20 protein-coding genes and 2 tRNA genes are annotated in these 18,630 nt (G+C 35.8%); 7 read left to right on the plus strand and 15 right to left on the minus strand.

Translation table 11 applies throughout. The annotated features are described in order from the left end of the window. Positions 1-420 precede the first annotated feature (420 nt). Positions 421-675: a hypothetical protein gene (locus tag WH188_RS03275; RefSeq protein ID WP_132771116.1), complete on the minus strand. Its 255-nt coding sequence runs from the start codon at positions 673-675 to the stop codon at positions 421-423. A 327-nt stretch (positions 676-1,002) separates the two neighbouring features. On the opposite strand from WH188_RS03275, the gene WH188_RS03280 reads away from it, so the two are divergent. Beyond that, positions 1,003-1,668 (plus strand): hypothetical protein, encoded by a 666-nt coding sequence (locus tag WH188_RS03280; protein WP_132771117.1) that lies wholly within the window; start codon positions 1,003-1,005, stop codon positions 1,666-1,668. Between the two features lie 134 nt (positions 1,669-1,802). Here WH188_RS03280 and WH188_RS26260 read toward each other — a convergent pair whose 3' ends face one another. Then, entirely contained in the window at positions 1,803-1,940 is a 138-nt protein-coding gene (locus tag WH188_RS26260; RefSeq protein WP_206368364.1) for an Arm DNA-binding domain-containing protein, read from the minus strand. Between the two features lie 300 nt (positions 1,941-2,240). Further along, a tRNA-Ser gene (locus WH188_RS03285) sits at positions 2,241-2,325 on the minus strand. An 875-nt stretch (positions 2,326-3,200) separates the two neighbouring features. On the opposite strand from WH188_RS03285, the gene WH188_RS03290 reads away from it, so the two are divergent. Next, complete coding sequence (locus WH188_RS03290; RefSeq protein WP_132771118.1) at positions 3,201-3,767, plus strand: NADPH-dependent FMN reductase; 567 nt, start codon at positions 3,201-3,203, stop codon at positions 3,765-3,767. Positions 3,768-3,807: 40 nt separating this feature from the next. On the opposite strand, the gene WH188_RS03295 is transcribed toward WH188_RS03290, so the two are convergent. The 4 genes from WH188_RS03295 to WH188_RS03310 all read right to left on the minus strand — a co-directional run bounded on the left by WH188_RS03295 (position 3,808) and on the right by WH188_RS03310 (position 6,080). After that, positions 3,808-3,881: transfer RNA gene (locus WH188_RS03295), tRNA-Arg, on the minus strand. A 358-nt stretch (positions 3,882-4,239) separates the two neighbouring features. Continuing rightward, positions 4,240-4,944 carry a hypothetical protein gene (locus WH188_RS03300; RefSeq protein ID WP_132771119.1) on the minus strand — a complete coding sequence of 235 codons (705 nt, stop codon included), beginning with the start codon at positions 4,942-4,944 and terminating at the stop codon, positions 4,240-4,242. A gap of 73 nt (positions 4,945-5,017) precedes the next feature. Continuing rightward, positions 5,018-5,587, minus strand: a complete 570-nt coding sequence (locus tag WH188_RS03305) for a Crp/Fnr family transcriptional regulator (RefSeq protein ID WP_132771120.1) — start codon at positions 5,585-5,587, stop codon at positions 5,018-5,020. Between the two features lie 76 nt (positions 5,588-5,663). Further along, positions 5,664-6,080 carry a siderophore-interacting protein gene (locus WH188_RS03310; protein WP_339423252.1) on the minus strand — a complete coding sequence of 139 codons (417 nt, stop codon included), beginning with the start codon at positions 6,078-6,080 and terminating at the stop codon, positions 5,664-5,666. Positions 6,081-6,163: 83 nt separating this feature from the next. On the opposite strand from WH188_RS03310, the gene WH188_RS03315 reads away from it, so the two are divergent. Beyond that, positions 6,164-7,380 (plus strand): IS3 family transposase gene (locus tag WH188_RS03315; RefSeq protein WP_339423253.1). Its coding sequence is split into 2 segments (ribosomal slippage): positions 6,164-6,497 and positions 6,497-7,380, totalling 1,218 coding nucleotides; the frame shifts between segments, so codons are not numbered across the junction. Between the two features lie 43 nt (positions 7,381-7,423). On the opposite strand, the gene WH188_RS03320 is transcribed toward WH188_RS03315, so the two are convergent. The 7 genes from WH188_RS03320 to WH188_RS03350 form a co-directional block, all read right to left on the minus strand. Then, positions 7,424-7,753: a siderophore-interacting protein gene (locus WH188_RS03320; protein ID WP_339423254.1), complete on the minus strand. Its 330-nt coding sequence runs from the start codon at positions 7,751-7,753 to the stop codon at positions 7,424-7,426. 43 nt (positions 7,754-7,796) lie between these two features. Further along, entirely contained in the window at positions 7,797-8,453 is a 657-nt protein-coding gene (gene ribB / locus WH188_RS03325; protein ID WP_132771122.1) for a 3,4-dihydroxy-2-butanone-4-phosphate synthase, read from the minus strand. A gap of 8 nt (positions 8,454-8,461) precedes the next feature. Then, positions 8,462-9,637, minus strand: coding sequence for an MFS transporter (locus WH188_RS03330; protein ID WP_168125900.1), 1,176 nt, complete (start codon positions 9,635-9,637; stop codon positions 8,462-8,464). 343 nt (positions 9,638-9,980) lie between these two features. Then, positions 9,981-10,313, minus strand: coding sequence for a hypothetical protein (locus WH188_RS03335; RefSeq protein ID WP_132771124.1), 333 nt, complete (start codon positions 10,311-10,313; stop codon positions 9,981-9,983). A 3-nt stretch (positions 10,314-10,316) separates the two neighbouring features. Continuing rightward, positions 10,317-10,814, minus strand: a complete 498-nt coding sequence (locus tag WH188_RS03340) for a DinB family protein (RefSeq protein WP_132771125.1) — start codon at positions 10,812-10,814, stop codon at positions 10,317-10,319. Positions 10,815-11,072: 258 nt separating this feature from the next. After that, positions 11,073-11,939 (minus strand): cation diffusion facilitator family transporter, encoded by an 867-nt coding sequence (locus WH188_RS03345; RefSeq protein WP_168125901.1) that lies wholly within the window; start codon positions 11,937-11,939, stop codon positions 11,073-11,075. Between the two features lie 168 nt (positions 11,940-12,107). Further along, positions 12,108-12,488: a hypothetical protein gene (locus WH188_RS03350; protein ID WP_168125902.1), complete on the minus strand. Its 381-nt coding sequence runs from the start codon at positions 12,486-12,488 to the stop codon at positions 12,108-12,110. Positions 12,489-12,844: 356 nt separating this feature from the next. Between WH188_RS03350 and WH188_RS03355 the strand changes: the two genes are divergently transcribed. Together WH188_RS03355 and WH188_RS03360 are read left to right on the plus strand one after the other, a co-directional pair. After that, on the plus strand, positions 12,845-13,612 hold the full coding sequence (locus WH188_RS03355; protein WP_168125903.1) for a nucleotidyltransferase domain-containing protein: 768 nt from the start codon (positions 12,845-12,847) through the stop codon (positions 13,610-13,612). Then, on the plus strand, positions 13,599-14,660 hold the full coding sequence (locus tag WH188_RS03360) for a DNA polymerase beta superfamily protein (RefSeq protein WP_237682698.1): 1,062 nt from the start codon (positions 13,599-13,601) through the stop codon (positions 14,658-14,660). The genes WH188_RS03355 and WH188_RS03360 overlap by 14 nt, the downstream gene beginning before the upstream one ends. Before the next feature lie 191 nt (positions 14,661-14,851). Here WH188_RS03360 and WH188_RS03365 read toward each other — a convergent pair whose 3' ends face one another. Further along, positions 14,852-16,126: an ATP-binding protein gene (locus tag WH188_RS03365; RefSeq protein WP_339423256.1), complete on the minus strand. Its 1,275-nt coding sequence runs from the start codon at positions 16,124-16,126 to the stop codon at positions 14,852-14,854. Positions 16,127-16,350: 224 nt separating this feature from the next. On the opposite strand from WH188_RS03365, the gene WH188_RS03370 reads away from it, so the two are divergent. Together WH188_RS03370 and WH188_RS03375 are read left to right on the plus strand one after the other, a co-directional pair. Then, on the plus strand, positions 16,351-17,199 hold the full coding sequence (locus WH188_RS03370) for a helix-turn-helix domain-containing protein (RefSeq protein ID WP_132771129.1): 849 nt from the start codon (positions 16,351-16,353) through the stop codon (positions 17,197-17,199). 96 nt (positions 17,200-17,295) lie between these two features. After that, positions 17,296-18,618, plus strand: coding sequence for a TolC family protein (locus WH188_RS03375; RefSeq protein WP_168125905.1), 1,323 nt, complete (start codon positions 17,296-17,298; stop codon positions 18,616-18,618). Positions 18,619-18,630 lie beyond the last annotated feature (12 nt).

The raw sequence follows: 18,630 nt of genomic DNA on the forward strand, positions 1-18,630 counted from the left end.
TGAACAACATTATTTGATGTTTTAATTCTACTTTATACTTGTGTAGATGTTTGTATATTAATCTTTTTGCATTTGATTTTTTATATTTGGGTATACATGATTATAGTAAAAAATAGTCTTTTTAAAGATTGGCGAGAAAGTCTGTAATCGCTATGATGAAAATTTAAGACTCCGCATAATGAATGTTGTGCGAGATATTTTCCACTACGATATGTTTTATGGTGATTTTCAGCTAGCCTCTTATTCTCTTCGTAAGTAGGAATAGGGTCATCAGTAGATATAGCATCCAAAATCAGAACTGGAACCTTTAGATTTTGAAAGATGACAAGAGGATTGATATTGATAATAGAGGAAGCGTCTTTGCTTACATTTGGACTGCCAAAGATAGCTTATGCCATATGCAAACTATCTCGCATGTGGTTAATATTTAGGTTGACCATAATAGGTGGTTATCCATCTATTTCCCAAAGGTCGAATATAGCTGAGGATTTCAAATTGATTGGTCGTATCGCTAAGGTCGTATAGACTGCTGTAAGCTTCAAATTTGGTAGGATGATGTGAGAAATATTGCTTCTTGATTTTATTAGGAGGGGTTACCTCTTTCAGTTTTTGTTGTAGGTAGACATTTAGTATAAACAGCTTTAATGCGTTATTTTGAGGATATATAAGCCGCATATCAAGGTCGAATTGCGCATAGATGTGTGTTTGACTTGGACTCCAAATAGGACTTTGTAGTAGATAGGGGAAAGTGAACACTTAATGATTAAGAAAGAAGTTCAATCGAACTCACTTTTTTTATATTGAAGATAGGAAATATATGAGTCATATAGTGAATTTGTTACGTTGTTTTCTGATCAATAGTTTGCTGTAAGTTAGAATTTTTCTATTTTTTTGTTAACTTGTAAGATAACGGAAGGCTTTGTGATGTATGTTTTTTTTGTTCTGATATGAGTAAAAGAAAAAGTGTATGACGGCGCTTTTCAGGATATTTAATTCTTAACTATGAGGAAGTTACTGTTTTTGTTGCCTGTTTTGTTTTTTTCGATTAATGCTCAAGCACAATTAATTGAGAGATTTAGTACCAGTGAAAATAAGCTTTTAATGGAGCTTCTTTTTCTACGAGGTACTAAAATTGATAATAATCGAATAGAGTATGATATTCACAATCGGATTAGCCGCGTTGGGGATAAACGAATAGAATATGATATCCACGATAGGGTTAGTCAAATTGGCGATGAGCGGGTTGAATATGATATCAATGATAAAGTTCGTCAAATTGGCGATAAGCGGATTGATTATGATATCAATGGTAGAGTTCGCCAAATTGGAGATAAGTGGATTGATTATGATATCAATGGTAGAGTTCGCCAAATTGGAGATAAGCGGATTGATTATGATATCAATGATAGAGTTCGCCAAATTGGAGATAAGCGGATTGAATATGATATCAATGATAGAGTTCGCCAAATTGGAGATAAGCGGATTTATTATGATATCAATGATAGAGTTTGTCAAATTGGGAATGAGCGGATAGAATATGATATAAACGGAAAGGTTCGTCAAATTGGGGATAAACGGATAGAATATGATATAAACGGAAAGGTTCGTCAAATTGAAACCGACTACTTGCTCCTTTATAAAATGATTGAAAATTATAATGGAAAGTAAATTTTTTTGAAACTGTCTCATGAAGTATGTAAGTATATAAAAAATGTGGAGTTCACTCGGTCTCCGCATTTTTTATATACTTAAATTCATAACACCATGATTGTGTTAGCTTGTTTTTAACGTTGTCGAGGTAGCTATTTATTGAACGGGCTTCTTCGGTGGGACCCTTCATTTTCATCGTTTTGGTCCCACTTGGATGGTGTGATGAATTTCTTAGTCGAGAATTCGGTTCGTTTGCCTTGGATGGTTATCCGGACATAAATGGGATGCAGTCACGCGCATATATATAAACGGAAACTTGACTGCTCATTGTGGTGGTGTTTTATTTCAATATTCAATTTATTCTATTGGATATAAACTGTCAAGATGTTCAACGACTGGTCATGTAATGCCTTTATTCAGTGCTCATCTAGCGGTTCATTTTAGCGAGACTCTAGCTAACATATTTTAGGGTCTCGCTAGGGTCTCGCTGGAAATGAGAGGTATTGAAATAAACGATATGTACGTATAAAAGAAAAACCCTACAAATTGTACAATTTGTAGGGTTTTGATACTTTCTCCTTGTTAGGATGCGGAGAGCGAGGGATTCGAACCCCCGGACCTATGACAGTCAACAGTTTTCAAGACTGCCGCATTCGACCACTCTGCCAGCTCTCCGCGACAAAAGTACGAATTTTAACATTCCTACCAAATTTATTTTAAAAAAATAAAGGTAAAAATAGATTTTGAACAGTGATTTTGCTGATTTTAAGTGTGTTAATTTTTATTAGTTTTTTGTTTTATGATAAAGAGATCGAATCATGTGACTAACATTGTTAGAAATGTAATTCTCTAATCTTTGTAGGAGTATTTCATTTGGGGTCATACCCATTTTTGTGGAACTAGAAAGTTCTCTGAGGTCTTCTCCTTTGGATAATTCATATAGCAGGATAAAGAGTTTCATTACAGCGTAAAAGCCATTTTTTTCCATGGTCAGAATGCGTAGTATGGGAAGCACCTTCTCAATAGTTGCGGTGCCAAAGTGAACTCCTTTGGATGCCCTGTTAAATAATTCCTGTATGCTTTGAAATTGCTTTTTGTCTAAGATCTGTTCAACCAGCGAGGGGTGAAATTGTAAGGTGATTTCGTGAATGTCTGTTGATGTGCATTCTCCATCCTTCCATGCGTGTTTTAATTCCGGATTGGCAATAAGAACTAAATCTTTGTGACCGGTGGTTTCACTGGAATCTCCAATGATCCGTTGAGCTACAGATGCTCCTTCTACATAATTCAGTTCATACTCCGGATGTATATGTACAGGAAAGGTAAAAGATGATTTTCTACGGTCGAATACTACGAAACAATCCTGCTCTGATAAAGGTGATTTTTATCTATAGATATCTGACATCATAATGCTTTAAATATTTGGTTTAATGGTTCGCTAATGTAATGGTTTTTTAACTTAGAAATCATGTTGTGTCATGACAAATCAGAGAATAATATGCAAACCAAAAGCTACTGTTGTACGTTATTAAAGAAACAAATGATCATTTATGAAACCATTTAAAGTTGCACTCATCGTTGGAAGTTTAAGAAAGGAATCTTTCAATAAAAAGATAGGAAGAGCTATTGGCCAATTTAAAATAGCCGGTATGCAGTTTGATGACATTGAAATTGGAGAATTGCCATTGTACAATGAGGATTTAGAAAAAGACGTACCTGTAGCCTGGCAAAATTTTAGAGAAATAATCAATCCATATGACGCGGTATTATTTATCACTCCCGAATACAATCGATCGGTTCCTGCAGTACTTAAGAATGCACTAGATGTAGGTTCAAGACCATACGGGAAGAGTGTGTGGGATGGTAAGCCTGCGGCCATTATAAGCTGTACTCCGGGAGGATTAGGTGCTTTTGGGGCCAATCATCATCTTCGTCAATCCTTGGTATTCTTAAATATGCCTACTTTACAACAGCCGGAAGCGTATATCAGCCATGCCGCAAAGTTGTTTGATGCCAGTGGAGATCTTATAGATACTTCTACATATGATTTTCTAACCTCCTTTGTTGAAAAATTTGAAAAGTGGATCGAAAGAAATGTTCAAGTGAAAAAGTCATAAAGCAAAAAATCCTCTTTACAAAAGTAAAGAGGATTTTAAGTACGCCCATCAGGATTCGAACCTGAGACCGTCGGTTTAGAAAACCGATGCTCTATCCAGCTGAGCTATGAGCGCGTTTTCCTTTCGGTGATGCAAAAGTACTTAAATGATCTATATTTCCAAAACTTATGTACTTTTTTTTTACTTAAAAACATTAAGTCATTGCATTTCAAGCTGATTAATTTTTCTGTCCAAATACAAAAAAATGTCGATTGGTGGCATCTGAGCTTATTTACTTTCTTTTGAAAGCTATTTTGATTTGATTTTTTTTAGTTTTATTGTGATCTAATTTAAATATGCGCGTAACATTGCCATCGTAGTTCTTTCGCTATTCAAATCTATTCTTCTAGTCATAGAGCTTCAAAGGGTAATTTTGTTATTTTGATTTTGATCAATCTCCATTTGTACCTGCTATAATCATCTTTATTTCATGTTAAATGATTGTTTTGTTCCAAAAGCTTTTGATGTAAATCGTACTGATGTCATACATTGGATTATCTTTTAAATAATTATAAATATACGATACTGTTTTAGAGTCACCAAGTATGTAAGCAATGATATTTGTTTGATGTTCAGGAAAATTAAGGGAAATCAATTCAATAATTTTCTGCGGATCTAATGATTCAATTATGTGCGTTTCTAAAGGGAAACTATGATCGAGATCTGGAAAAATATCTTCTTGATGTTCTGCAAAAATAAAACTACTTACTTGTTTACTTACCGATAAGGCTCTGTTTATTTCATATAGATGAGATAAAGCAATAATATCCCCAATTAAAAAGTAGTGGTCTGCTGTGTTATTCATACTTATTTCACTAGACGGTTCTTTGAAAAATATGGTATCGCCTTCCTGTACGGTTTGAACCCATTGTGCCCCCTTGCCATTGGAAAAGGTATTAATGGCAAAGTCTGCAACATGATAGACCGGTTCATAATTCCAGAATGAATATCTTCGCACTTCGCTCAGTGGATTGTAATAAGGATTGGATAAAAATATATCAATAGAAAAACCTGGAATATAGTGGATGCGCGAAAAATCCATACTCTGAATTTTGATATGATAGGTATGCTCAGCTATTTTATTCTTCTGAAGAATAATTCCTGAAAATATTTCGAAGGTACGGTCCTGGTTACTCATTGTCTTTGTATTAGTGATACAAAGTTGGTCAATAGCATATATTAAAACATTGACCTGAGTCAAAAAAAGAAGATCAGATTTTTGATTTTAGTCTACTTAGCGTCTCCTGAGAAATATTGAGATAGGAAGCGACAAGCTTATTCGACAATCTTCGGACAATAATCGGATTTTCATCTAAGAGCTGCCGATATTTTTCCAAAGCGTCCTGCATTAGAAAAGACATTAACCTTTTGGTATTGGTTACGTAAGCAATTTCAAGATATATACGGTAAAATTTTTCCCATAGGGGTATGATATCCAGAAGATGATAAAAGCTTTTATGTGTGATGTAATATACTTCCGAATCTTCAACAGCCTGAATAAATTCTTCTGAAGGTTCGGAAGTAATAAAACTTACTAATGCTGTTGCAAACTGATTCTCAAAAGCAAAATATCGGGTGGAGTCCGTTCCTTCTTCATTGATAAAGAAAATGCGCAGACATCCCTGTGTAACAAAAAATGTCCGTTGACTGGATTGACCATTTGTTAGTACGAGTTCATTCTTTTTGAGTTTCATCGGCTTAAAATGGGATAAAATGATCTCTAGATCTTTATCCGTTAATGAAATTTTACTTTTAATATATGAAGCTAATAGTTCTTGCATGTACTTAAAATCAGTGATAGACAAATTTACCAATAAAAGCTCGATCGTAGCGCTGTTTATTTGGCGTGTTGTATCTTTAAAGATATGCGCTTTCAGATTCACCAGACTTCCAATAGCTGCAGCTGTATATCATCTGTGGATCCCACTCTAGGTCAGTTTTAAAATAGTTTCTTAATTCTTTGACAGTAGCATATTCAGCGGCTAAATACACATAATTACGCAGGTCTGCTTTTGCGAATGTAAAAGTCTTTACTGTAGACGCTAATTTGCTTCCTTTTTCAGGATGCGGGTTGTACAGCCAGTCAATATCTACATTTGCCGAAGATGGAATATTTATTCGATCTTCTTTAGCAGATACCTCCAAAATAACCTTAACATCAATCCCGGTTTTTAATTTTTCTAAAATTGCACTGATTACGGGCAATGCTGTTGCGTCACCTATGAGTAGATAGGAATCGGCTTCGGGGACTAAGGGTTTTATACTTTCTTTCATACCGATACCTAGAGCGTCGCCCGGTTTAGCTTTTAATGCCCATGTCCCGTCCTGAAATAAGTTGACATCTAACTCAGCTTATTATGAAAAAAGAACTAAAGAACAATTTACGACGGAGTCAGCGAGATTATAGCCTAGCTTTTAAATTATCTGTTGTCTGTCAAGTCGAAAAAGGCGAACTCACCTACAAGCAAGCACAATCTCGTTATGGTATCCAAGGACGGAGTACGGTTTTGGTTTGGTTAAGAAAACTTGGTAACTTAGACTGGAGTTTACCAAAGCAACACGCTATGAATAAGCATATTGACCCTAGTCCAAAACAACGTATTAAGTTGTTAGAAAAGGCTTTGAAAGATGAACAGGATCGCAATCTAGTTTACAAAACTATGCTTGAGATTATGGAAAAAGAATATGGTATGATCGTGCCAAAAAAGTTTTTACCCAAACAGTCGAAAGGCTTCGAGAAAAAGGATTAATAAGCCTTTCCAAAGTCTGTAAACTGTTTGGGATTAGTCGGCAAGGTTACCACCAAAAATTAAACCGTATCCATTCCCGGTTATTAGAGCTGAAACAAATTAAGCAGGAAATTCTGAAAGAACGGATGTACCTTCCCCGTTTAGGAACGCGTAAGCTGTACTTTATGTTGAAAGAACGATTTAATACGCTTCACATCAAAATAGGCAGAGATGCGCTGTTCAATTTCTTACGTTCGGAACATTTATTAATAAAGCCCGCAAGAAGTTATATCAAAACAACCAATTCAAAACATTGGTTGCATAAGTACCCCAATCTTCTAAAAGAGAAAAAAGCTGTCAGAGCAGAAGAAATATGGGTTTCTGATATCACTTATATTCAAACTAAGGAAAAAACTGCCTATTTAAGTTTAGTAACGGATGCTTGGTCTAGAAAAATTCTAGGATTTCATTTACATCATGATTTAAGCACTGATGGTGTCGCTAAAGCATTAAAAATGGCTATTAAATCAAGAACAAGCCATCTTCCTTTGATACATCATTCGGATAGAGGATTACAATATTGTTCAATGCAATATCAAGAAATACATCGTAAAAACAACATTACTTGCTCCATGACTGATGGTCATGATTGTTATCAAAATGCTCTTGCTGAGAGGATAAATGGTATATTGAAAAATGAGTTTATGATTAGCAGGCCTAAAAACATAAAACAAGCAAACACCATGATTAGGCAATCAGTGAAATTATATAATAATAGAAGACCACATACTGCATTAAAATATAAAACACCTAGTCAAGTACATAAACAAAAAATCCTTACTTGAAATAGTCAAGTAAGGATAATTATCGTTAAATTTATATGTCAACCTATTCTAGGACGCTACACCATGTAGATGCAGGTCCATTATCTCCGTGGGAGACAAAATCAATGGTCAGTTCCTTTTTCTTCAGATCAATTTTGCGATTGGTGTATGTTCTTATTGATGCCAGCAATTCAGGTCTTGTTTCTGATTCTTTTTCAGGGAAATAAATGACATTTCTATCGGCAGGCGGTATGAAAATTTTATTATTAGATCCGGACTTTATATGCGTTAAAAGTACCGCTTGTTCATTACTGATTCCAAACACCACACGAATCATATGTGGTGTTAGGAATTCTCTGCGTTTAACGGTAAATACGAAATGTATTTTTCTCATTATGATATTGTTTAATGCTGATTTTTTGATTTATTAAAGGACTTTATAATTCATTCGCTACTAACTGCAATTTTCGGTATTTGATAATATCGGCGATGGATAATATCGTTAGATGATGATCTAGAGCAAAGGCGATCATCTGTGGCAGACGCGACATGGTTCCATCATCTTCCATTAGTTCACACAATACGGATATTGGTTTTAGACCAGCCAGCTTCATGAGGTCGATACTGCCTTCAGTGTGACCATTTCTTCCTAAGACACCATAATCGTGAGCACGCAATGGGAAGATATGCCCCGGTCGAACCAAATCTCCAGGTTGCGCATTTTCAGCACATGCCGCTTTAATAGCGGCAATTCTATCAGATGCCGAAAGACCAGTTGTTGCACCTTCCCGAGCATCAATCGAAACTGTAAAAGGAGTCTGAAAGAGACTGGAATTAGCATTGACCATATAAGGTAAATCGAGTTCATCAGCCTTTTCATTTGTAAGACACAGACAGACTACACCACTACAGTGTCTTATTATCTGCACCATATCCTGAATATCCATGTTTTCTGCTGAGAAAATAAGGTCACCTTCATTTTCTCTATCTTCATCGTCTAAGAGGATAACGCCTTTACCAGATTTTAGTTCCTTTAAAGCATTCTCAACCCTTTCGTTGGCATCTTTACCAAACATTTTTAATGTATTTTCCATTGTTATACTTATTTTTTATTCATCATTAATGTTATCATCGAGAGGATGCAACTTATTCCTCCAAATAAATAGACAGTCTGGTAATCGAACCAGCCAGCTATTAACCCTGCTAGAGGCCCTGCCAATCCCAAAGAAAGGTCAACAAAAGCTACATAGGCACCTAAAGCCGTCCCCCTCATTTGTGGCTTTACTTTCTGGATAGCTAGAACACCTAGAGCTGGAAAAACCAGTGAGAACCCAATCCCTGTCATCCCACATCCGATAATGGCAATCGTTTTTGATACGGAAGTCCAGATCAAAACTTGACCAATCACTTCAATAATAAGTGAAAGCAATGCAATTTTATAACCGCCATATTTATCGGGAGAAGAAGCAAAGAAAATTCTGGTTAAGATGTAACAAGCACCAAAGACCATAAAAGCTAATGAGGCATCACCCCAATTTTTTTCGCTAAAAAACAAGGCGATGAAAGAAGCAATACAGCCAAATGCCATTGAAGAAAAAGCGAGACTTAATCCTTGTCCGGATATAGCTCCGATTACTTTGTAAAAAGGTGTTCTGACATGGTCTTTGTCAACTGCTATTGCGGGTAGTTTTACTGTAGATAGCCAGCTGACAAAGGGCAGGAGCATGATCATGATAAACGCTGGGAAACCGCCATAACTTTTATTGATCCAAATACTTAAAGGTGCTCCAATTGCAATACCTGCATACATCGCTATTCCGTTCCAAGTCATTACTTTTCCAGAATTTGATGTTCCGACAAGTCCGATTCCCCAAGTTAACGCTCCTGTAACCAAGAAACTTTCTCCTACACCATGAATGATTCTTGCAAGTAAGAGTAAGGCTAATGCAAAGATTACATTACTTTGTATTGTGACTGATAGGAGATATGTAATGCCAGCTATTACTGCAAGTACTACACCGATCATTTGGCTTTTTTTAGCTCCTCTGGTATCTGTAAGTTTCCCTGCATATGCCCGAGTTAATAAAGTCGACAAGAATTGCATTCCAATAACAAGGCCGACGATGATACTGTCAAATCCTAAGGTTTGCTGAACAAATTTTGGCAGTACACCCAATGCAATCCCTATGGTAAGATACACTCCGAATACCGATATTATAATTGGCGTTATGGCCACGTAAAAATTACTGGTTATGCCATTTTCTAATGTTACACTCATAATTTTTTGTTTTAATTATTATTTACAGTGCAAAGCTGCAAGTATTGCAAACCTTAACCTTTGACTTAAGTCAAAAAAGGAAAAATTATTATTTAATCATCAGCTGATGCGGTAAGGAGGTATAGGGATAACGGCTCCATTAACATATGTGCCTTTAATACTCGTGTGTTATTATAAATCTTCTTAGACAGGAAAACTATTTATGGAAGCTTATGGCACTGCGCATTTATTTATGCTACAGGGTAAAGTTTTATGTTTACAATGCTTAAAATCAGCGGATGGTTTTAAGTGAGTAGGGTATGGCTAATGAATAGTGTAATAGGTGATGAAATTAATAGAAATATTAACTATTCAGCGTTCCGTAGAATACCTTGACCTTTTTTATTTTTGCATTTTCGATCTGAAAGTATTCGGCATTTTCAAACTTATTTTTATCATCAGTCGTGCAGGTATAAATGACGAAAATACTGTTTTTGTCTTCCAGGAAGGTATCGATTTGATATGCAGTTGCTTTTTTATGAAATGGCCAGCACTTTCGGAAATAGTCCTCCCTAGTAAGCATTGGATCGTGAGGACTACTGAATTGAAAATCTTCATCCAGCAGGTTTTGTAGCCCATTCCGGGCACCCATTTCATAGCAATTAAAATAAGCTAAAATGAGATCTTTATTAGTCATATTTTAAGGTTTAATTGATTGAATCACATCTTTTAACTGATGTACATGTCGCTGTGTATGATAGGTATTGAACCATGCCCACTCCAAAACTGTAAATGGACCATATTCAGGGATGGCAAAATCGATACAAGTATCTGAAAGATTTTTCTCCTTAATTATGGTTTCGATCTGGGCAGTACGATCACGAAGATTTTTTAGTAAACGCTGTTTGTCGAGTCGTTTTTCAGAAGGCAATATCGCTTGAGGAGATTTCATACGTATTGTAAAGTCCGTAAATGTATCTTTAATGGTTGTTACCTTTTCATCTGGTTCCCGATGAGTCGATTCGGTACGCCCGCTCATGACTTCTGCTGAAGCATAAGATTTCAATATATGATCGCCGATTTGTCCAGGCGACCAATCGTCAGCTTTAGGTTTCGTATTCAGTTCATTTTCATCTAAAGAATCAAGTAGCGAGATGAAATCTTCTGTAATGTGTTGAAATGCTTTATTTAGTTCCATAACCTAAATTTAAGAATATTAAATGAATCAAAATATAGGATAGGAACAACACGAACAGTTTTATAGATTAATGATTTTTATCTATAAATCTGCTTTCAATGAGGTGAAAGTGGTGGGGAAACACCAGTGTAGGAAACCTTTAAATCTTCGTTTAAGATATTACATATCATCTTTGATTTACGTGTCGCTCAATCCAGTTGTTTCTAGTTTTTAATGAATTCATAGGACCTTTGGGATTGTTCTTTCAGACTGCCAGCGTTAATCTGGTTCAATATGTATTAAAATGTTTCCCAGTTGGGGCATTTTTTTTTGCAGATAGTCCTGAAGCCTATGCGCTAATTGATGGCCCTCTTTTACTGAGATGTCACCACTAACAATTGCATGTAAATCAACCAGATGTTTTGTGCCTAATTTACGAACAAAGCATTTTTCTGTACCCAAGATACCATCTACCTTTACGGCGTTGATACGTATCTCAGCGATTAAATCATCGTAAAGGTTTTCATCCATGATCTCTCCCAAGGCAGGACGAAAGATAAGATAGCAGTTGTAAAGTATAAATCCCGAAGCAAATAGCGCTGCAAAGTCATCGGCACTCTCATAGCCCTTTCCTAAAATCAAAGCGATTGATATGCCGATAAAGGCTGCTACCGAAGTGATCGCATCACTTCGGTGGTGCCATGCGTCGGCTCGTAATGAAGAGCTTCCAGTTTCTTTACTTTTTTTAATGACAACCCTAAAAGAAACTTCCTTCCAGATAATGATCGCCAATAGGACGAATAAAGTCCATGGTTTGGGCAACTCATGAGGGGTGCGAATATTTTGAATGCTTTCGTAAGCAATGATTGTCGCTGAAATAATTAAAAAGCCCACTACGACAAATGTTACAAGTGGTTCAATGCGACCATGTCCGTAAGGATGATTCTCATCTGCCGGCCTTTTTGCATACTTTAATCCAAATAAAACCAAAAAAGAGGAAAATATATCTGCAGTAGATTCTATTGCATCTGCAATAAGCGCGTATGAATTTCCAAAATAACCAGCTAACCATTTTAAGAGAGCGAGTAAAAAATTTCCAATTATACTAAAGTAGGTTGCTTTTATAGCCGTTTGTTCATTTGACATTTTATTGTTTTTTTAAGCGTCAATTCAATGAGAATATAGAAATGTTTCCCCAATAACCTCGAATTTGCATGATCAGCAAAGGTTATTAAAGAAATCCAGACCGTAACCAAATGCTGTTTTAACTAACAACAAATGAATACAGATAAAGGATAAAAAAAATGAAAATAATTAAGAAATTTTTGGAGGTTGCCAAATATGGCTGGTATAAGTATTTAAGTAATACTGATCAGGGTAAAATAACAGCTTTTTCTCAAAGAATATGCTTGATGTCATTAATGGTACTTCCGATGACACGGTAGAAGAAATTGCTGTGATGTTTAAAAAATTGACATGTTTTACAAAAGGAAGTTTTTCATCTGTATCCCGGTCATTATCTTTTACAGGAATATTATAATGATCATTTAAGAATTGTATAAACGTCAGTTTACTGTTGTTATTTTTATGTTCTATACAATGAGAAATTAATACAGGAATTTTCAACAATTGAATCAGTTCAGTTGTTGAAAACAAATAAATTGATAATATCAATAAGATTGAAAAATTTTTCACTGAGACAAATGTAGCAACTTTTTACTTATTATGAAGTGAATAGTGCGCTTGGCAACAATTTCACAATTGCTCATAATAATGGTAATAACCGTACTCTAAACTATAGTTTGGAACTTTATCTCTAATTTTTCTTATACAGTAGCTTGATAGAGAATAAATGATTTATATTCCTGCGCAATCAAGTTGCGTAGCTACTGCGATTCGACTTGGTTTATTTTGATCTTAAATATTTTATTGTTTTGATTTTCAGTTTTTTATATTGTTAATTTTTATTGCGCAGTTAAGCTGCAGTAGGTAGATCTCATCTTTGTCATGTAGTACAAAGGAATGTTCCTTTGTGGAAAATAAAATTGAAAATGGATCATCATTATTTATGCGGAATCATTCAAGAAATTGAAATTAAGGAAAATATAAAGATACTTTATGCATGTGAGTCAGGAAGTCGTGCATGGGGTTTTCCATCTTTAGACAGTGACTACGATATTCGGTTTATCTATCAAAGACGAAAGACCGATTATCTATCGGTTTTTTCTATAGAAGAGGATATTAAGTACCCAATTGTTGGTGATCTTGATATTTATGGTTGGGATATTCGCAAAGTACTGAAGCTACTTTACAAAAGTAACTGTACATTATATGAATGGTTGCAATCCCCAATTTGTTATGGAGATTATAGTTTTTTTAAAAATGATTTTATAACACTACTGGATTATGCACCTAACTTGCGTGCACATATGCACCATTATTTAGGTTTATGTCATAAGAAAATGGAAGGGCTTGATCAGTCAAACTTCTCGCTGAAAGATTTTCTTTACATTGCTAGAAGTCTTTTATCAGCTCTATGGATTGAAACAAACAGATCTTATGCGCCAATGGAAATGAAAGATTTAATGCGATTGCTTCCATCCGGTCTTATTAAAAGTCTGGAGTCGATTATTATGATAAAAGCATCAGTTAGAGAAGATTTTATATTCTCTCCGGATGAGAAGCTGTGTATCTATATGAAAAATACATTCAAAAAGCTTAAAGATACTGTTATGACAATACCTGCTTTAAAAATGTCAGTAGAACCGGTCAATAGTTATTTTATAGACTTAATTCGTAAAGAAGATGATGACAATTAAAGATCTGCATGATCAAAATCTGATTCTGTTTAAAGTAATAACAGGAAGCAGGGCTTACGGTTTAGATACAGCGGCATCTGATACAGATATTAAAGGCGTGTTTTACTTACCAAAAAATATGTTCTATGGTTTAAGCTATATCGCTCAAATTAATAACGATAGTCATGATGAGGTATATTATGAATTAGGCAGATTTGTCGAATTACTCAGTAAAAATAATCCGGGAGCAATGGAACTACTGGCTAGTGCTTCAGCATCCATATTGATAAACCATCCATTAATGGCAAATTTTCAATTTAAAAAACTCCTTAATATGGGATTGATAGATAGTTTTGTTCAATATGCGATGCAGCAGGTGAAAAAAGCCAAAGGTTTGAACAAAAAGATCAATAATCCACATGTAGGAGCGCGGAAAAGTTTATTAGATTTTGCTTACATAATGAGTAGCGGAAAAAGTTATCCTGTAGAATCATGGTTACAGGATCATAAGTTAAAGTCTCACTTTTGCGGATTGATTAAATTGAATCATTGTAAAAATGTGTTTGCATTATATTATGATAAGAATGAGCAAGGATTATATCGCGGTATAATGGCAAAAGCAGATAGCCATGAAGTTGCCTTGAGTTCCATTGCCAAAGGAGAGGAGACCTTAGCATTGCTCTTTGTTAATCATGAAGCCTATTCTTCATATTGTAAAGATTTTAAGGCATACAAGGAGTGGGAAAAGAAGCGTAATGTTATGCGTTATGCTGGAACTGTCGCACATGGACAAGGATATGATGCTAAAAATATGATGCATACTATACGTCTGATGGAGGTTGCGCGAGATCTGTTATTAAAGGGAGAACTCATTCTTAAGCGCCCTAATCGTGAAGCATTGCTCGAAATAAAATCAGGCAGATGGACATATGACGAATTATGTAGAAAGGTGGAAGTGATACAATGTGAAATTGATGAAATGTATTTCGAGAGTTCATTCCCAAAATCAGTGGATACCACTTATTTAGAAAAAAGTCTTCTTCAAATACGCGAATCGTTATATCAATAGATACTGAATATGATCGTTCGTATAGAAATATAATTGTCTTAAATATTTTTTATGTTTAAGACAATTATACAGAAAGTCAAAAGCATTTTTCAATTATTTCGCAGCCTTTTCTAACATCCAAATGAATTTAATTTCAGATTTGAATACGGAAAATGCTTAAATTTTAAGTTCACCCATTGAATACAGCAGATCTACCTTTCCAGTATCTTTCTGATCGTATCACGCTCTTTTTCCGAAAGCGCAATAGCATTTTCAAAAAGTGGTACTATATCCTGTTTACGGTCTGTTTGCAAGAGCAAATCCAGAAGACCGAGATAAGTACGTATAAGGTCAGCTTTGATGCCAACAAAGGCACGTGGATCGGCAATATACAGTTCCTGAATCAGAGATAGTAAAATCCTTTTTCGGTTTACATCGATATCCGACGAGCTGTAACGGGGCAGTAGGTTTTTCTTCTCCAGTTCTTCAAGTTTGACTGTGACTGCCTGCTCGCGAATATATTTTTTCTGTTTACGCTCCAGAAAATCACGTAATTCAGCCAGTAATTTACGATAAATAACCTGCTGTTCTTTTTCACTGAAGAGATTGCTTTCCGAAGAAATCGCGATATCAGCTTGCTCGAATTGATCAAAGAAGTCAGATTCTATATACACCGAGTGGTGGAAGTCGATCGCATTATTATTAAAACTACTGAGCAGTTTTGCTACTTCAGTTTTGTTGCTGTTTAAAAAATAGTAATAGTAACGGTCTGCGATCTGTTCTTTCCATCGGATATAGTTTACACGGAAGCTGTACGAGTTTTCTGCTATACTATAAAGAGTGAATATCGTACTGTCGGTCTCCTGTATCAGGTTATTATAATGAAGTGCAGTCCCATTGAGGAGGATGCGGTACCCCCAATCCCGGTTGAGAAGCAGATACCAACCAAATTCCTGCGCAAGAAAATCTGTAAATTCTTCAGACTCCAGTGTAGTAGCTGTTAGTCCAAAGATACCTTCCAGTTTGACAGTTGTACCAGTTCCCTCAGGTTTAGCCGCTGATTTGATATCCCCGATATCATACTGTTCTTTAGCGTCACGATCTATCCGTATGCTATAGGAAATCAGCTCATCATCTGTCTTAACAGTGGTATTCCAAGTTGCTCGTGTGGCAAAGAGTGAGAAAGAAAAACGGCCTTTTCCCTTTTTTCCACGCGTATAGGAGCTCCGTTTTAAGCTATTTTTCTTGAGCGAATCTAAAAAATTCCCAAATGAAAGGTTCAGTGTTTCCCTGGGAATTCCTTCCCCATTATCACGAATGCAGATACTTGTTATAAATCCGAGGGTATTACTTTCGATGTCGATAGAGACTTCTGTAGCCTTAGCATCAAATCCATTCCAGATATATTCTGCCATAACATGTTTGGCGTCTTTTGGTAAACCTGCCGATTCTATACTTGTATTGGTGATCTTGGTGTTATTCTTCATAATGGATTGATCTATTTAAAAGTACAATAATAATTGGGTAAATCATAGTCCTATGTGACTGATGCTGATCATATGATATGAAATAGCTAAAAATTACGCTATAGTTTCTGCAACATACCTGTAATGAAAGTAAACGAGTCATTCGATAGACAGCGTCAAAAGATAATATTGCATATAAAATAATTTTATCTTAGTTTGTCCCTTAGTACTTAAAGAGTTTGCTGATGTCATTGATAAGAATACTAAATGAAAAAGACTTTTTTGAAAATGCTAAGATGGGCCATATCCTGAGACCCGCTAATTTTAGCATGATTTTTATCAGAAGTGGATCCATTCATTTGGAGATCAATAACCAATCTGTTTCTTATGTGGAGGATCACGTTTTACTGATATCCTCGCATAACAGCTATAAATTGAGCCATTATACCGATGACCTTAAAATATACATGCTGATCTATAATCGGGAGACTATCAGGGAAAAGATTCATTTTAACTTTAGCCGGTACGATGTGTACCGGATCATCAATGCGGAGAAAAATCAAAATATCTTCAATCCAGATAAAGTGATTTTTGACCAGTTAACAGGTTTGGTGGAACTTATGATTTATCAGACTGATATGGAGAATAGACAATCTTTCTTTCACGAACAGATCATCCTCTCTATATTTTCCACCATAACCTATAAATTGATGGATTCATTAGAAATCCAGCTTCAATTTGACCGAAAACGAAATGCACGGAAAGAGGAAATCACCTTGCAGTTTCTTGAATTGGCTACAGATTATTATAAAACGGAAAAGGAGTTAGATTTTTATGCCAAAAAACTCAATATCTCGATCAAGTATCTATCGATTTGTGTCAAGGAAATTACCGATATAGCACCTTCTGTATTTATTGCTACAGCCTTACTCAATGAGGCTAAAACTTTACTGTTCAGTTCAAAGGATACCATTACAAGGATTGCCGAGGAATTAAACTTCTCAGATCAGTATGCTTTTGGTAAATTTTTTAAAAAGCATACGGGATTAAGTCCCAAAAATTACCGGAATAAACACGAGGTTACCTTGTTTTGATACTATTTGGACTTCTTTTGCCCCGCTTTCAACCTTTTTGTTAGGGTTGTTTTTTACGACTTTTGTGCTGTGAAATTCTAAAATGTATCGCACACAATGAAAATAAAACCATTCAGTTATCTGTTTTTGGTAATCGGATTGCTTTTTTCAGACTCCTTACTATTTGCACAGGAAGCTACTCAAAAAAAGCTCACCGTTGAAGAACTCTTTTCTTTGGTTCTGGAAAACAATCCAACTTTATCAGTTTCCAAAGCAGGTATAAAAATAGCAAAACAGAACGTAGAGGTCGCTAAAAATTTACAGCTTCCTGATCTTAATCTAAGCGCCAGCGCTCTTTATATCGGTGACGGTGTCCTACTTGATAAAGATTTTTCCAATTCGACGACGGTCAAGATGCCACATTTTGGCAATAACTATGCCTTAGAAGCGACTCAGTTAATCTGGAAGGGTGGTATGGTCAAACATACTATCGAAGCCAAATCGCTACAAGAAGATCTCGCAACCCTGAATTATCAGTTTAACGAGCAGAATATCAAGTTGCTAGCCTTGGGCTACTATTTGGACTTGTATAAGTTGCAAAATCAGGCTTCCGTATACCGTAAAAATATTCAATTGGCCGAGCAACGGTTACAGAATATCAGCCGGTTTTATAAAGAAGGTATGGTCACTCGAAATGATGTGATCCGTGGTGAACTGCAGATCTCTAATCTAAACCTGGCTTTACAGGTGATCGAGAATAATGTGCAGATCTTGAATAAACAGCTCTTGGTTGCCTTGGGTCTTCCTGAAGGAATACAGCTCCTGGCAGATGAAAAGCTATTGCAGACCAATTTGGAAGCATCTCCTTTAGCGTTCTATCAAAACGACATTGATCAGCACCCCTCAGTTCTCATGAGTAAAAAGGGTGTTGAACTATCCGAAACGGCAACGAAGATAACAAAGACCGAACGTATGCCCACTTTAGCCGCTTTTGCAGGTAATAAATTGCAAAGACCAATTACGACGACATCACCCGCCCTGGATATGTACTCAAATGGTTGGAATGTAGGTTTGTCATTAAGCTATGATATCAGTTCGCTCTATAAATCTTCGAAAAAGATACAGGCTAACAGATATGAATTAGAGAAAGCTAAAGCGCAGGAAAATGAAACAGAAAAAATGATCGAAGTTGCGGTTAATGCCGCCTACATAAAATATAATGAAACACGTAGCCAGAACTCAACATTGGCAAAAAATAAAGATCTGACAGAGGAGAATTACAGAATCATGGAAAGTAAATACAATAACCAGCTGGCCATTCTGCTTGATATGATCGATGCAAGCAATGCGAAGTTGGATGCTGAACTGCAGTACACCAACTCGGAAATCAATATTGTGTTTGCGTATTACAAATTATTGAAAGAAAGCGGGAAAATGTAAGAACTGGAAGCT

This window comes from Sphingobacterium sp. MYb388 (genome assembly GCF_037479535.1).
Lineage (GTDB): Bacteria > Bacteroidota > Bacteroidia > Sphingobacteriales > Sphingobacteriaceae > Sphingobacterium > Sphingobacterium anhuiense.